Below are 14,967 nucleotides of genomic sequence, written 5' to 3' on the forward strand. Positions count from 1 at the left end.
AAGGGCTGTTATATTACTTAAGGGAATCCCGATCTTCAAATCGATAAGGAAGTTCAACTTTTTTATCTTCTACTTCTTCGTTATTCATTAACTTTGTTAATAAACGCATGGCAACTGCACCTAAATCATAAAGCGGAACAGCTACTGTGGAAAGTTGCGGTCTGACGATTCGCGCAAGATCTGAATGTTCAAAGCAAATCAGTTCGTAATCATCTGGAACTGACAATCCGTCATCCCGAATACCATTTAATACACCGACTGCCAGCGTATCGTTTGTTACGAAGATGCCAGTTGGTTGATTTGTTAGTCCTTTGATATCGCTCCAACTTTCATAACCACTGTCATATGAATTTTCAATTTCGATAATTAATTCATCGTCGAAATTGATGCCTGCTTCTTTTAACGCACGTTCATAACCTTGTTTTTTTACGACGTTTATATCGCGTGTAAGAGGACCGGAAAGGAAGACAATCCGTTTATGTCCATTTTCGATTAGTTTTGAAACTGCTTCATATGCAGCTTGTTCAAAATTGATATTTACAGTCGCAAATTGATCGGCTTTATCTAATGTGCCTGCCAATACAACTGGAACGTTCCCTCTCGACATCTCAGTTCGAACTTCTTCGGATATCGCATCGCTCATAAAAATCAAACCGTCAACCTGCTTCCCGAAAAGATCCATAAGTAGTTCGACTTCTCGGTCAGGGCGCTCATCAGAGTTTGACACAATAATATTATATTCGTACATTGTTGCGATGTCTGCAATTCCACGGGATAGTTCCGCGTAGAAGTTTATCGAAATATCGGGAATAATGACACCGACTGTCGTTGTTTTTTTACTAGCCAATCCTCGGGCAACAGCATTTGGTCGATAACCAAGTTCTTCAATGACTCCTAGAACTTTTCTTCTTGTGGACGGTTTAACATTGGGATTTCCGTTAACGACACGTGAAACTGTTGCCATCGAAACATTAGCCTCTCTTGCTACATCATAAATTGTTACTGCCATAAAAGTAATCTCTCCTTTCCTAGTAAAAACGCCGGAACCACGAATGGCCCCGGCGCTCAGTTACTACTTTACTCGTGAGTTTTCATAAAGTCCATCATTGAAGCATAAAACTCATCAAATTGGTTAAGGTCCATTTGTTGAGCTGCATCTGATAGAGCTACTGCTGGGTCTGGATGTACTTCTGCCATAACGCCATCCGCTCCTACAGCAATTGCGGCTTTCGCAGTTGGAATTAACAGATCGCGTCTACCAGTTGAGTGAGTGACGTCCACAAATACTGGTAAGTGTGTTTCTTGTTTCAATATAGGAACCGCTGAAATATCAAGCGTGTTACGTGTTGCACGCTCGTATGTACGTATTCCGCGTTCACAGAGAATGATTTGATCGTTCCCTTGCGAAATAATATATTCAGCTGCATTTATAAACTCGTCAATTGTTGCAGAAAGTCCGCGTTTTAGAAGAACTGGTTTATTGACGGATCCAGCTTCTTTGAGCAATTCAAAGTTGTGCATGTTACGAGCGCCAATTTGAATAACGTCAACGTATTCAAGTGCTTCCTCGAGATGTGACGGCGTAATAATTTCACTAATTACCGCAAGGCCTGTTTCATCAGCTACTCTTCTTAAAATCTTCAAACCTTCTACACCAAGGCCTTGGAAATCGTATGGGGAAGTACGTGGTTTATATGCCCCGCCTCTTAATAGCTTTTGTCCTTTTTCTTTAATAGCTAGCGCTACTTCCAAAACTTGCTCATAAGACTCGACGGCACAAGGTCCAAATATAAATGATGGTGAACCGTTTCCGATTGCCACGCCATTTACATCTACGATAGTATCTTCCTTTTTGCGTTTACGTGAAACAAGAAGTGCATTACGCTGTTCATCTTCTTGTATTTCTAAAGCAGACATGAAAATCCCTTTAAATATTTGGTCCATTACACCATTAGGAAGTGGCCCTTGGTTATATTCCTTCAGGGAGTTAAGCATTTCACGTTCTCGGATCGGGTCATATCGATTGACACCTTGCTTTTCTTTTACTTTTCCAATTTCTTGAACAAGTTCCGTTCGCTCGTTGATTAGATCTAAAATTCTAGTATTCAATCCATTTACCTGGTCTCTTAATTCATCTAGATTAAGGTGTCCCATTATGTCCATCTCCTCCCCATACAATTCATTCATTATTTTTATGAACTGAATGAATGTAAGAATTTTTGATAATAGACTCATTATAGAGAAGACTTTTAGAAAAGTCACGCATAATCTAACTATTTCTAACATTATTCGCTTTTAAACGTGTTTTTATAACTAATACAAAATAAAAATACCCCTAAATCCAACGATATGGTTTAGGGGCTCCAACATTTACTTGTTCGCCGTTTCAGGATTTGTTACTGCCTCTTTAATAGCTTCGGCAGTCGTTGTGATTTCATCTTCATCGCCAAGTTGTTCTACGGCTTTTTCAACGAATGCAGTTGGCTCTTCGCCTTCAGCAGACACTGTTCCGTCATCCAAAGGAATGGTGGTTTTCGATTTAATCGATTTTACTTTATCGACTAGCTGACCGGATTGCGCTTGAATTGACTTTGAAACTTCTCCCGTCTTCTCTTTAGCGGCTGCGGAGAATTCTGTCGCTTTATCTTTCGCCACTGACGAATATTCTGTCGCCTTATCTTTTGCTACTGAAGAATATTCCGTCGCTTTATCTTTTGCGATTGTTGTATATTCTGACGCTTTGTCTTTTGCTACTGTGCCGATTTCAATCCCTTTTTCTTTTAATTGACTTGCTTGAGTCGAAAAGTCTTCACGCATTTCCTTCCCAGTTTTCGGCGCTAGGAATAGTGCCGCTGCGGCTCCGAGAACCCCGCCCACAATTGCACCGAATAAAAAGCTTCCTGCCCCTGAATCTACGTATTCGTATTCATCATAAAATGAATCTGTGTATCCACGGTCATTATAGTCATATTGGTTTGGCATATACGATTGACCACTTTCTGATTGGTTATTAAAATTTGTTTTTACATTATTATTCATTGAGATTCCTCCTAATTAGTTATCAATGTCATTACCCTATCTACTTTGGATTATAACTTTTCCAGCCTCGTGAGCCCGCGCGTCGTTCTTTCAACTTGTCTAGTATGCCAATCGCAACATGACTCCACTGAATTACTTGAGCCACCTTGTCGCTATTGCGCTCGGCTTCTAGTGTTACGGAATCTGTTACACGACGCACTGACGTATTGATGCCAGTAACTGAATCACCGACCCCTTTTACAGCTTCAACAACTGAATTCAGTTTTTCAGATTTTTGCTGAATATCATCAGCTAGATTATTCGTCCGCTGAAGAAGTTCCGTCGTTTCAGTCGTTACACCTTCAAGTTGAACAGATAGGCCATCCATTGTTTCAGAGACGCTTTGCAACGTGCCTTTTAATGAGAACAATGTCATCGCAAGACTTACGCATAATATTAAAAATGCGATTGCAGCGACGATAGCCGCTATGTACAACAAAATTTCCATGGCATGTCCTCCTTAATATTAACTAATCATAATGTTGTTTTACCCTGTTTCTGCAGAGATTAAACGTTATGACATAGTTATACTTTCGACATTATTCATCATATCCCTTTAATTTAATAATAATCCTTTAAATAAAAAAAACAACTTGATCTAAAATAGATCAAGCTGTCTCTTCACTCACTATTTCTTTAAACGCATTTAAATATTTTTGAACGTCTCCAGCACCCATGAATAAGTAAACCGCATTACCATGTTGTTCTAGCTCGTCGATATTTTCAAGTTCCAGATGTTTTGCACCTGGCAGCTTTTCAAGTAATTCATTGATTGAAATCACGCCCGATTTCTCTCTGGCCGAGCTGAAAATATCACATAAATAAATGTGGTCTGCCGTTTCCAAGCTATGCGCAAATTCATCTAAGAGCGCCGCAGTACGAGTAAATGTATGTGGCTGAAAAATGGCGACAATTTCTTTGTTGGGGTACTTCTGTTTAGCAGATTGCAAAGTTGCTTTAATTTCGGTTGGATGATGCGCATAATCATCGATGATTACGCTGCCTTTACTTTCCATCACTGTAAATCTTCTTTTCACGCCATGAAAGGTCGAAAGTCTCTCCTGGATGACAGAAGCGGGAATTCCTTCATAATGACATAAAGCAATCACACCAAGGGCATTTAGAATCGCATGATCGCCTGGCAACGGAATTGTAAATGTATAGTACAATTCGCTTCGTACGTAGACATCAAATGTGCAACCTTCCGAGTTTTTAACGATATTCTTAGCAGCGAAATCATTGGACTCATCAAAACCATAATAAACAACAGGGACATTTGCCTGAATCTCTTGTAAATGGTTATCGTCCCCACAAGCAATAATTGCTTTTTTCACGCGCAGAGCCATATCCCCGAAAGCATCGAGAACATCGTCCAGATCTTTAAAGTAATCCGGATGATCAAAATCAATATTTGTCATAATCGCATAGTCTGGATTATAGGCTAGAAAATGTCGCTTATATTCACATGCTTCAAATGTAAAATACTCGGCATCTTCCAATCCTTTACCCGTCCCGTCCCCGATTAAATATGAAGACGGTGCGTGACCAGAAATGACATGAGCAAGGAGTCCTGTTGTAGATGTCTTACCATGAGAACCCGTTACTGCAATCGAAATGAACTTTTGCATATAACTCCCTAGAAAATCATGATAGCGAACAACTTCAAGTCCTAATTCAAGTGCTTTTTCAATTTCAGGATGACTGTCAGGAAAAGCATTTCCCGCAATGACTGTCATACCTTCTTTTATATTATTTTCATCAAATGGATATATCGATATATTTCTCTCATGTAAAGCGTCCTCCGTAAAAAAATACGTCTCTACGTCGGAACCTTGTACTTGATGAGAGGAATCATGAAGGATTTGAGCAAGTGAACTCATGCCGGATCCTTTGATTCCAATAAAATGAAACAATGTCATATGGTAACCTCCTGGGACCTTTTTGGTACCCTTTATACTCGTTTAATTATTCCCGTTTTACCTGTAAATTATGCATTTATATATATATAGGTTAGTTTTATATATTAATAAGAAGTAACATCCGAAAGCCGTTCCAAATCATTTTCCGTAATGAACACATCACGTGCGCGACTTCCCCGTTGCTCTGATATGAAACCATGCTTTTCAATGCTGTCCATCAATCTTGCAGCACGGTTATAACCAATACTGAAGTTACGTTGCAAGAGTGACGTAGAGGCACTTCCTTGTTCATAAATAAATAAACAAGCCTCCTCAAATAAAGGATCATTGTCCTCTTCTTCAACCGCTGTTTTCAATAACTCTTCTTGCCCAAACAAATACTCAGGTTTTGCCTCACGTTGAACATGTTCTATTATACGTTCAATCTCGTCATCCGTTACAAATGTCCCCTGCAAACGAACAGAAGCCGATTGACCATTTCCCAGATACAACATATCGCCTTTACCAAGAAGGCGCTCTGCACCTATTGTATCGATAATTGTTCTAGAGTCAACCTGCGAGGAAACTGAAAATGCAATTCGCGTCGGTATATTCGCTTTAATCGTACCCGTAATTACATCAACAGATGGACGTTGCGTAGCGATGATTAAATGAATGCCGCAAGCACGCGCTTTTTGGGCAATTCGAATAATCGACACTTCAACATCAGCCGGCGACATCATCATTAGATCTGATAGTTCATCAATCACGATTAATAGATAAGGCATTTTCAATGAATATTGCTTATTTTCCTCGACAACTTTGTTATAGCGTTCAATATCGCGAACGCCCATATGTGCAAGTAATTCATAACGTCTTTCCATTTCAGCAACCGCCCACTTCAATGCGGCCGTCGCTGCTTTCACATCCGTAATAACCGGACTGATCAGATGCGGTATGCCATTAAATGGGGCCAACTCTACCATTTTCGGATCGATAAGCATCATTTTCAAGTCTGAAGGCGTCGCCTTGTAGAGAAGGCTGACAAGAAGCGAATTAATGCAAACGGATTTCCCAGAACCTGTAGCTCCGGCAATTAGTCCATGTGGCATTTTTCGCAAATCAAGCGTTACAGGCTCGCCAGTTAAACCGAGGCCTAGAACAGCCTCTAGTGGCGAAGTTGAAGTTCGAAATTCTTCGGAATTAATGACTTCTGATATTCGAACCGGCCTCGTATTTCGATTAGGAATTTCAATACCGATTGAACTTTTCCCCGGAATCGGCGCTTGAATCCGTATTTCTTTGGCAGCTAATGTCAGTTTCAAGTCATCCGTCAAATTTCTAACACGGCTAACTTTGGTCCCCTGCCCTACCGTCAATTCAAAACGAGTTACTGTAGGTCCTTGAACAGCATCAATCACCGTTGCTTTAACGCCGAAATGGGATAAAGACTCTTCAAGTTTACCAGATTGGGATTCTAACCATTCCGTGTCTTCGATTTGTAATTCTGGCGCGATTAATAATTCCGATGACGGAAACACATAATGTTCCTCAGTCGAATTTTCCTGATGATCAATTATTTCTTTTTCTACAACTTCTGGTTTCTCTACAACTTTTTCTATTGTTACTTCTGGTTGTTTGTTAATCTGTACTGGTTGTTTAGTAGATAACTTAGCTTTATCACTTTTCAACATAAGTACATTAAAAGGAACGATGCGTTCTCGTTTCTTTTCGATGACTTCTGGTTCTGGTTCAATATCGTCATTTGAATCGATAACTGGTTCTGGTTCTTTATCAATAATTATTTCTTGCTCTGTAGTTTTTTCCTCCACTACTTCTGGATCCAATATAGACTCTTGATACGAATCTAAATTGAGTTGTTGTTCTTCTATAGCGGATACATCTGGTTTTTCCAGTGAAAGTTTATCTTCCAATAGTTCTACAGGTTCAGATTTATATTTGATTCCTTCTTTAAAAATCTCAGTTTCTTCTTTAACGACGTCATCTTTTTCATTATTAATAAAGTTCTCTTCTTCTTCAATTTCCCCTGATTCCCTAGTAGACTCTTGATGTTGTTCATCTACTAAAGTAGCTACAGCTGACTTTTGCAGGGTGAAATTATCTTCTACTGGTTTTACAGGTTCAGAAATAAACTCGGTTTCTTCTTTAACTTGATTAGTTTCTTCCTCATGTAATTCTTTTACCATTGCTTCGGGTTCCAAAATAGACTCCCGATAAGAATCTAAAAAAGCCAGTTCATCTTTTATAGTAGGAACATCTGTATTTTGCAGGGTAAATTTGGTTTCTTCTTTAACGACTTCGACTTCTTTTTTAAATCCAACGGCCGGTTTTCGATTTGCAAAACCATATATCGGTGATGGTACATGCGTCGGACTAAACCCCCGCGTTCCTTTAATTGACGATTTCTGTTCTATAGGATAATCGTTCGTTTCTGTTTCAACAGTAATGTTTTTTTCTTTTTGTTTTTTACCTGCTCTATGAATATTTGTCGGAACATCTTTTCCCGGCCATCTTTCGTTTTGATACAATGGGACTGTTTCAAATTCATCAATCGTTTTTTCTGATACGTTTTTAGTTTTCGTAATTTGAGTATTCTCTTCGTCTTCGTCCCAACCATAAATCTCGGCATCTGTAATGATTGGAAAACGAAATGTCGGACGTTCTTTTTCTTCTGTTTCTACAGTAGCGTTAGCATGTTCACCATTTTGATCGAATGCTTCTTCGCCCTCTTCATCCTTGTCAGTAACTAATCGGTCTAGAATTCTTTTAAACCAACTCAAGCAAATCACTCATTTCATGTCGATTAGTCTATTTTAGCAGTTTAACAAAGCCTAAATCAAATTTTATACTAAAATAAGAAAAACGTACCAGAAGGCACGTTTTTTCATTTGCTACTTAATATATGGCTGTCCAACAACACTTTTTTCATCAAGAACTAGAATGCCTGAACCTTCCTCCGCATCAGGCAAGGCTAATTCAGATGCAGAGCAAATCATTCCCGATGATGCAACGCCGCGAAGTTCAGCATCTTTGATGACCAATCCAGAGGGCATAACGGCCCCTACTTTTGCGACGACTACTTTTTGATTTGCATCTACATTTGATGCACCGCAAACGATTTGAAGTGTTTCACTTCCAACATCTACCGTGCAAACATTTAGTCTGTCTGCATTAGGGTGCTTATCTTTTTTTACAACATGACCGATAACAAATTTCGGAGATAAATCAACATCAAGTTCCAAATCTACATGATTCTCTCGTAGCGCCTGTTGAACTTTCTCGATAATTTCTTCCGTTAATTCAACTTCACCGTTTGCTTCCACTTTTACATAATTCGCAGCATTGAATAGATTAAACGCTACGATTTTCTGTGTTTCTGCATCTTTAATTACGGTTACATCTCCGATATTTTCATTCATTGTCTCTTTCGGTTTTTCTAACTCAAGCTGAACCAACAATACATTCCCGACACCTTGTTCATTATAAAAAGCAATCATTTTATTATTTTCCTTTCCTTCGTGCAACACGATTTTTCGCCATGATGAAAATAGGCTCTAATTTTCCATCTTCATATATAAAAGACAGTGATGTAACTGGAACCGTTCCTTTGGTAAAGAAGTGCATCGTCATTTGCGCAAGTACGTCATAACCTGTTTTATTTCGAATGTCGCCGATAATTAGCACATCCTGATGTGGAACTGAAACGGTCATATCTCCTTCAATTTTTCCTTCCATTTCTTTTAGGAATGCGCTATTCAATATACGGCTTGCGTCGTACCCATCATTATTATTAATGAAGTAATAGCTGTTGCCATCGACTTCGTCTTTTTTCATAGCAGTCGGCAATGATCTAACGCGAAAAATCGCGGCTTCCATGAGTTCAGTTTCCGATTGACCGAGTGCTTCCAGCATACCTTCATCAATTAAACGATATGTTTTCCCTAAATCCAATGCATAATAAATTCTTGTTTCAGCTGTATGATCTTTCATGATAAAACGTTTTCCCTCGGCTGTTTCCTCTGGAAATGACGTGGATCTAATAACCGGGTAAATTGGTCGATCAGCATTAAAGCCTTCTGCATGTTCGAGCTCCATCGCTTGGAATGTAGCTTCGATAGTATAAACGATTTCATCTATCGCAACATCTTTTCTCTCATTATACCTCGATATTATCTCGGGTAATGAAATATCCATCCCCTTGTTCAATACTTTATGTTCAAGACGTACTCTATCTGCTTTCGCATCGAATTCCCATACGAAGTTCTCTGAAGGCAGACGTTTTTTCAGAATGTTTACAAGTTCATTTGATTTCATTATTTAACAGCCTCCATTAAAAAGAACGGTTTCCGTTTTATTACGGGATACCGTTCGTTATTTTTTTGTTATAAGTTTTACTGAATTGAACGCAGGATTTCCATCATAACTGACAAATGATTTTCGACATCTTTTTTATTCGAGAGAGTCGTGATTTTTGATCCGCCTACACTCGTAATAAGTTCTACTGTATCATCATTTTCAATCACCGCTGCAAAACCAAAAATATCGCCATCGGTAAATGATGTTTCTTTAATAATCTTTTTCGTTTCATCCGCCTTCAATAAATCATAAAAGAGGTGGCTGTCCGTTTCTTCATTTGGATTATTGAACAAGATGAAGGTATCGTTTTTCGTCGTTAAAATGATGTTTTGTGAATCTGATCCTTCTTTTATCGCAAAATCGCTTGGTTTATAAAATTTTACGCCATCGATTTCCTCATTTGCAACTTTATTGTTTTCATAAAAAACTTTTTCAGCAGATTTCAATCCTTCATCGACTCTGTCTTCTAGGGATTTACCGCAGGCTGTAAGTAATAAAACAGACATAATTACGAGGAATATGAATTTCCATGAACGGAGCATTCGATTTTCTCCAATCTATTTGAGGTTTATTCTTATTTTAAGGTTCTTTCGATGTAGTTGCAACCCATTGGATTGTAGATAAGGACTACAAAGAATATTGCCATTGTCCGATTAACAGTTGTAGGACATGTGCAAATAGATCTGTTCTGCTTACTGCTCCATTCGTCAATATACCGATTGCCCCTTCGTTATGACGAATATTTTTCTTACTAAAATAATCTTCCACGACTGGCCCCAATTCTTTTCCGCTTTGAACTTCGCGCGCAATTTCAACGGGCAACAGGATTTGCGCCCCGGCTGCCGTGAATTCAGTTCCGTCTGGTAGATGTAGCGCTCCCCAATTGCATATGTATAGCTGATCATTAATTAATCTGACGCCGCCCTCTAACCCAATTCCGACAGCATTTTCTCCAGAATCACTCGCTTTTCTTGCCCGATTCAGCGCCCCTTCTTGTGTTTCTTCATCCCCAAAGGGTTGATCTGACACATCTGAACTGACACTTCTGCCAGTTATTTCCGCTTGTGGATAGTACTCTTTCAATACTTCTTCGCAAGCACGGAGTTTTGCTTTATTTGTCGTTCCGATGATGAAGTCCATTAATTTTCACACCTTCATTTGATTATAAAAGCCGTCTTCCACGGGATGTGCAAGACGGCATCCAAATTATACGTTACTTTTGATTGTATCAAGAGTCGTTTTATCGCATGATGTAACGAGTTTTACAAGCAGTTCTTTTGCTGCAGCGTAGTCGTCTGTATGAATGATTGAAGCCGCCGTGTGAATATAGCGTGAGCAAATACCGATGACCGCACTTGGAACCCCTTCATTGGCCATATGCACGCGCCCTGCGTCAGTTCCTCCTTGCGAGATGAAATACTGATACGGAATATTATGTGTCTCGGCAGTATCAAGTATGAACTCCCGCATTCCGCGATGTGTTACCATTGAGCGGTCCATAATTCGTAATAGCGTCCCTTTTCCTAGCTGACCAAACTCATTTTTATCGCCAGAAGCGTCATTTGCCGGGCTTGCGTCTAGGGCAAAGAACAAATCCGGATCGATCATCGTCGCTGCCGTTTGTGCGCCGCGAAGTCCCACTTCTTCTAAAACGTTTGCGCCGGAATATAATGTGTTTGGTAGTTCTTTTCCGTGAACTTCTTTCAATAATTCAATTGCAAGACCGCAACCATAGCGATTATCCCATGCTTTCGCGAGAATTTTTTTATCGTTTGCCATTGGTGTGAACGGACAAATCGGGACTATTTGTTGACCTGGTCGAATGCCAATTTTTTTCGCATCTTCTTTATCGTCAGCGCCTATATCAATCAACATATTTTTTATATCCATAGGTTTCTTTCGGATTTCATCACTTAGTAAATGCGGAGGAATCGATCCAATAACCCCGATTATCGGGCCATTGTCTGTAATGATTTCTACACGCTGCGCAAGTAATACTTGGCTCCACCAACCGCCGAGTGTTTGAAAACGAATCATCCCGTTGTCTGTGACAGCGCTTACCATGAATCCGACTTCATCCATATGACCCGCAACCATGATACGAGGACTGTTTTCAGGACCTTTTCTAACTCCGAATATGCTTCCAAGATTGTCTTGAACGATTTCATCTGAGTACTTCGTAAGTTCTTCGCGCATATAGTTGCGCACCGCATGTTCGTTACCCGGTGCACCTGGAAGTTCCGTCAGTGTTTTAAACATTTTCAAAGTTTCGTTTTCCATTAACAATAGCCTCCAATTTTTCAGTAAAAGTAATTCCGCCCTTAAAATATGTACACTATTCAGTGTAGACGATTATTCAGAAATATTCCATCTTAAATTTAGGGAACCGAATTATTGATTAAAATTATCAGTAAAGTAATAATATCTGAAGCCGTTACCTGTTCGCTCAAACTTCATCTTGGAATCTTCAAATGACTTTTCAAGTTGTTCCGTTGCGATTTGGAAGCGGGTATTTTTGTTTTGTGATACAAGTAATAGCTGTTGATAGTCGTCTGGTCCATATCTATTGTTAATAGATATATCAATTAACAAGTCACATGCTTCATGTAAATAAACGAGTGTGTCAGAAAGAACTGAGTGAAATAATTCAAATTGTTTAGGTACGATAGCGCTATCCAATATTCTTTCCGTATTAATCACTTCATTTTTCACAGCATAAATATCTTTTAGAGGTACGTCTAAATATGATTCTTCAACTATTAAATCATTAAGTATTTCATATGTAACGACATAGTTTCCGTATACTTCTTCCAATTAGATATTAACTTTTTCATGTTTATGAATTGTATAGATATCGCCTACTTTTCCCGTACTTTGAAACAATAAATATACAACTAATATTGCGGGGAGTATCATCCAAGCTTTTAAAACAGGCTTTTTTTCCTTTCTATTCATTTCCCCCATCGTCCGACGAAAATTCTTTTGTGTTTCAGTCAACTTATTTTTCATTCGAGTTCCCGCCCTATGCCTTTTCACTTTGAGAATTCATCTATCAAAAGACTTATTATCAAGCGTTTCATTAGGAACTTACTCACACTTTAATCTTACGAAACTTATCAGAATAAATCCACAGTTCTTTTAAACTTATTTTTTTAATGAAACACGGCTTAGATTCCTGTAGAATTTCACGACCATTATATACTCCGTCCATTAATTTGTGATACACTAAAACAAAGACTTGTTGGGAGGGTAATCCTATGAAATTTAAAGATTTTCTAGCTGGCATTTTAACAGGCGTCGCAGCTGGCATTGTCGTTGGTAAGGTTATTGACCGTGTCGATCCGAATGTTCCTGCTGATTCCGTATTAAAAACGATAAAAGACTCGTTTAAAGAAGAAGGCCCGATCGATGGCTCATGGATTGTCATGAAGCCTGAACCATTTCAAAATAACGTGATTAAAATGACTGTTTACCGCGGAGGGATCTCCCGTATCAAGAACGGCGAACTTGAACAATTTGAGTTTGCTGCTAATTCGTCAACAGGCACTGTTGTTGAACTAACTAAAATATAAAATAAAAACCGTTACCTATCGAGGATTCCCCAGAAGGTAACGGTTTTTTGTTTATTTATTCCTGAAACTTCGATTTTTTTACGCATTCGACAATTTTCTTGCCTGACTCGTCCCATTTCACAAGTCTGTATACTGCATCGTGGTAGAAGCTGAACCAGTAATTTCCTTCCAGTCCTTCCTTCATAAGCTTTTCTTTCGCAAAAATAGAATCCATTGGATAATCATCATATGACAGCACCCAAAGTGGATTACTATGCGCATGTGTTGGCATCAAGTCACCCATATGTAAAATCGATTCATCATTTCGAGTTAATTTGATTACTGAATGGCCGTTACTGTGGCCGCCGGTATGAATCATTTCAATACCTGGGAGTACAGTTAAACTATTTTTAAACGTTTTGACTTGATCCTGAACGGGTTCCCAATTTTCTTTCCAATACGTGTTCCCGGATCGAATATTCGGGTTTCGCATTTCATCCCATTCTACTTGAGATGTGTAAATGATTGCGTTTGGAAATACAGAAACAAGCTGTTCGTTTTCCCATTTAGTCAGACCTGCCGCATGGTCATTATGTAAATGCGTCATTAGTATAATATCGATATCACTCGGAGTTAGATCAAGCTCACTTAGGTTTTCTTCCACATGTGATTCAGCGGTCACACCAAGATTTCGCTTCATTTTCTCATTAAGTTTACCGTTCCCCAACCCAGTATCTATTAATATATTCTTATTTTCATATTGAAGTAAAATTGGATCAGTTCGTAGTTCGATCAAGTTATTTTCATCCACTTCATACCTGCGCGACCACAAAACTTTCGGAACAGGACCAAACATCGTCCCGCCGTCTAAAAAGTTTAGTCCCCCATTTAACCAGTTCAATTTCATATCATGAAAAATAAATTCATTCAATTAGCTCTCCCCCAAAAGTTGTTTTAGATTGTCCCCTTCAACGGCTTCGGTATTTGTGCAGAAAATGCATCCTGCAATTTTTTAGTAATCGTCCCCCGTTTACCGCTACCGATTTCACGCCCGTCGATGACTGTAACCGGCATCACTTCTGCCGTTGTCGATGTGTAAAAGAATTCATCCATTTCAAATGCCTCGTCAAGTGTAAACGCCTCTTCCACCACTGGAATATCGAGTTCCTTGCATAAGCCTAGAACGACATGACGAGTTATACCTTCTAATATTAAATTCGAAACGGGATGTGTGTAGACGACGCCGTCTTTTATCCCAAACATATTTGTCGAGGAGCCTTCTGTCACAAGTCCGTCTCGATGAAGAATCGCTTCCGGGCAACCAGCTTCACGTGCTTCTTGTTTCGCTAAAACGCTTCCAAGCAAATTCAAACTTTTTATATCGCAGCGCAACCAACGAATGTCATCAACCGACTTAACCGCTACCCCATTTTCCATATCCTCTACGGGTCTTTCTCCTTCTACTGCATAAGCTGTAACAACAGCCGGTACTGATGGATCTGGAAAATGATGCGTTCTAGTCGAGGCTCCACGTGTTACTTGCATATAAATATGGCCATTCGAAATATTATTTACCTTTAATAATTCTTCGGCTACGTTAATTAGCTGCTGTTCGGAAAAAGGAATTGTCATTTTTATTTTTGCCGCACTTGCGAACAATCTTTGGAAATGTTCTTTTAATGTAAATAATTCATCATGATAAACTTTAATGACTTCGTAAACACCGTCTCCAAAATAATAACCTCTGTCATCAATCGAAATTCTTAACTCATCACGTTTTGTAAACTGTCCATCGATAAAATAAATCATTTAGTCAATTCCTCTTTTCATTTTCATAACACTACTATTAATATATTCTATCTCCTCTTCTATTTTTACATGTTTAGCTAACAAAATAAAGCACAATGTGTAAATCCTTTCTTTTCATTGAATTGTCGTGCAATTCTCGGAAGTTTAAGGTATAATTATATTAGCAGAACATTCCAACCAACAAGACTATTAACTAAGGGAAGGAAGTGCGGCTCAGAAGCGATTTCAACGTATAGCAACATTCACAGATATCA

The 14,967-nt window shown here is 38.9% G+C and carries 16 protein-coding genes; 1 reads left to right on the forward strand and 15 read right to left on the reverse strand.

The annotated features are described in order from the left end of the window. Nucleotides 1-13: 13 nt before the first annotated feature. The 13 genes from ccpA to JSQ81_RS03970 all read right to left on the reverse strand — a co-directional run bounded on the left by ccpA (nucleotide 14) and on the right by JSQ81_RS03970 (nucleotide 12,362). On the reverse strand, nucleotides 14-1,009 hold the full coding sequence (gene ccpA / locus JSQ81_RS03910) for a catabolite control protein A (protein WP_212606422.1): 996 nt from the start codon (nucleotides 1,007-1,009) through the stop codon (nucleotides 14-16). A 68-nt stretch (nucleotides 1,010-1,077) separates the two neighbouring features. Continuing rightward, nucleotides 1,078-2,154 (reverse strand): bifunctional 3-deoxy-7-phosphoheptulonate synthase/chorismate mutase, encoded by a 1,077-nt coding sequence (locus tag JSQ81_RS03915; protein ID WP_212606423.1) that lies wholly within the window; start codon nucleotides 2,152-2,154, stop codon nucleotides 1,078-1,080. A 216-nt stretch (nucleotides 2,155-2,370) separates the two neighbouring features. Further along, entirely contained in the window at nucleotides 2,371-3,039 is a 669-nt protein-coding gene (locus JSQ81_RS03920; RefSeq protein ID WP_212606424.1) for a YtxH domain-containing protein, read from the reverse strand. 40 nt (nucleotides 3,040-3,079) lie between these two features. Next, nucleotides 3,080-3,526, reverse strand: a complete 447-nt coding sequence (locus tag JSQ81_RS03925; protein WP_212606425.1) for a DUF948 domain-containing protein — start codon at nucleotides 3,524-3,526, stop codon at nucleotides 3,080-3,082. A gap of 160 nt (nucleotides 3,527-3,686) precedes the next feature. Then, complete coding sequence (murC, locus tag JSQ81_RS03930) at nucleotides 3,687-4,997, reverse strand: UDP-N-acetylmuramate--L-alanine ligase (protein ID WP_212606426.1); 1,311 nt, start codon at nucleotides 4,995-4,997, stop codon at nucleotides 3,687-3,689. Nucleotides 4,998-5,101: 104 nt separating this feature from the next. Further along, entirely contained in the window at nucleotides 5,102-7,777 is a 2,676-nt protein-coding gene (locus JSQ81_RS03935; RefSeq protein WP_212606427.1) for a DNA translocase FtsK, read from the reverse strand. 111 nt (nucleotides 7,778-7,888) lie between these two features. Next, nucleotides 7,889-8,494: a YtpR family tRNA-binding protein gene (ytpR, locus tag JSQ81_RS03940; RefSeq protein WP_212606428.1), complete on the reverse strand. Its 606-nt coding sequence runs from the start codon at nucleotides 8,492-8,494 to the stop codon at nucleotides 7,889-7,891. A 4-nt stretch (nucleotides 8,495-8,498) separates the two neighbouring features. Then, nucleotides 8,499-9,311 (reverse strand): DUF1444 domain-containing protein, encoded by an 813-nt coding sequence (locus JSQ81_RS03945; RefSeq protein WP_212606429.1) that lies wholly within the window; start codon nucleotides 9,309-9,311, stop codon nucleotides 8,499-8,501. Nucleotides 9,312-9,388: 77 nt separating this feature from the next. After that, nucleotides 9,389-9,895, reverse strand: coding sequence for a hypothetical protein (locus JSQ81_RS03950; protein ID WP_212606430.1), 507 nt, complete (start codon nucleotides 9,893-9,895; stop codon nucleotides 9,389-9,391). Nucleotides 9,896-9,980: 85 nt separating this feature from the next. Then, a complete protein-coding gene (locus JSQ81_RS03955; protein ID WP_212606431.1) occupies nucleotides 9,981-10,493 on the reverse strand; it encodes a DUF84 family protein in 513 nt (170 codons plus the stop codon). Nucleotides 10,494-10,559: 66 nt separating this feature from the next. After that, nucleotides 10,560-11,633: a M42 family metallopeptidase gene (locus JSQ81_RS03960; protein ID WP_212606432.1), complete on the reverse strand. Its 1,074-nt coding sequence runs from the start codon at nucleotides 11,631-11,633 to the stop codon at nucleotides 10,560-10,562. A gap of 111 nt (nucleotides 11,634-11,744) precedes the next feature. After that, a complete protein-coding gene (locus tag JSQ81_RS03965) occupies nucleotides 11,745-12,167 on the reverse strand; it encodes a hypothetical protein (RefSeq protein WP_212606433.1) in 423 nt (140 codons plus the stop codon). Next, nucleotides 12,168-12,362, reverse strand: coding sequence for a hypothetical protein (locus JSQ81_RS03970; protein WP_212606434.1), 195 nt, complete (start codon nucleotides 12,360-12,362; stop codon nucleotides 12,168-12,170). It lies immediately after the preceding gene. A gap of 248 nt (nucleotides 12,363-12,610) precedes the next feature. Here JSQ81_RS03970 and JSQ81_RS03975 point away from each other — a divergent pair, with 248 nt between their 5' ends. Further along, complete coding sequence (locus JSQ81_RS03975) at nucleotides 12,611-12,925, forward strand: hypothetical protein (protein WP_212606435.1); 315 nt, start codon at nucleotides 12,611-12,613, stop codon at nucleotides 12,923-12,925. A gap of 55 nt (nucleotides 12,926-12,980) precedes the next feature. Here JSQ81_RS03975 and JSQ81_RS03980 read toward each other — a convergent pair whose 3' ends face one another. Both JSQ81_RS03980 and dat read right to left on the reverse strand, forming a co-directional pair. Then, entirely contained in the window at nucleotides 12,981-13,835 is an 855-nt protein-coding gene (locus JSQ81_RS03980) for a YtnP family quorum-quenching lactonase (protein ID WP_212606436.1), read from the reverse strand. 23 nt (nucleotides 13,836-13,858) lie between these two features. After that, nucleotides 13,859-14,713, reverse strand: coding sequence for a D-amino-acid transaminase (gene dat, locus JSQ81_RS03985; RefSeq protein WP_212606437.1), 855 nt, complete (start codon nucleotides 14,711-14,713; stop codon nucleotides 13,859-13,861). Nucleotides 14,714-14,967: the final 254 nt, after the last annotated feature.

This window comes from Sporosarcina sp. Marseille-Q4063 (genome assembly GCF_018309085.1).
In the GTDB taxonomy this organism is placed as follows: Bacteria; Bacillota; Bacilli; order Bacillales_A; family Planococcaceae; genus Sporosarcina.

Bases quoted from the DNA above. Each gene is read 5' to 3' on its own strand.
- JSQ81_RS03955 (WP_212606431.1), bottom strand. From the start codon at position 10,493: ATGGACTTCATCATCGGAACGACAAATAAAGCAAAACTCCGTGCTTGC.
- dat (WP_212606437.1), bottom strand. From the start codon at position 14,713: ATGATTTATTTTATCGATGGACAGTTTACAAAACGTGATGAGTTAAGA.
- ytpR (WP_212606428.1), bottom strand. From the start codon at position 8,494: ATGATTGCTTTTTATAATGAACAAGGTGTCGGGAATGTATTGTTGGTT.
- ccpA (WP_212606422.1), bottom strand. From the start codon at position 1,009: ATGGCAGTAACAATTTATGATGTAGCAAGAGAGGCTAATGTTTCGATG.
- JSQ81_RS03920 (WP_212606424.1), bottom strand. From the start codon at position 3,039: ATGAATAATAATGTAAAAACAAATTTTAATAACCAATCAGAAAGTGGT.
- JSQ81_RS03945 (WP_212606429.1), bottom strand. From the start codon at position 9,311: ATGAAATCAAATGAACTTGTAAACATTCTGAAAAAACGTCTGCCTTCA.
- JSQ81_RS03915 (WP_212606423.1), bottom strand. From the start codon at position 2,154: ATGGGACACCTTAATCTAGATGAATTAAGAGACCAGGTAAATGGATTG.
- JSQ81_RS03950 (WP_212606430.1), bottom strand. From the start codon at position 9,895: ATGCTCCGTTCATGGAAATTCATATTCCTCGTAATTATGTCTGTTTTA.
- JSQ81_RS03970 (WP_212606434.1), bottom strand. From the start codon at position 12,362: ATGAAAAATAAGTTGACTGAAACACAAAAGAATTTTCGTCGGACGATG.
- JSQ81_RS03925 (WP_212606425.1), bottom strand. From the start codon at position 3,526: ATGGAAATTTTGTTGTACATAGCGGCTATCGTCGCTGCAATCGCATTT.
- JSQ81_RS03960 (WP_212606432.1), bottom strand. From the start codon at position 11,633: ATGGAAAACGAAACTTTGAAAATGTTTAAAACACTGACGGAACTTCCA.
- murC (WP_212606426.1), bottom strand. From the start codon at position 4,997: ATGACATTGTTTCATTTTATTGGAATCAAAGGATCCGGCATGAGTTCA.
- JSQ81_RS03975 (WP_212606435.1), top strand. From the start codon at position 12,611: ATGAAATTTAAAGATTTTCTAGCTGGCATTTTAACAGGCGTCGCAGCT.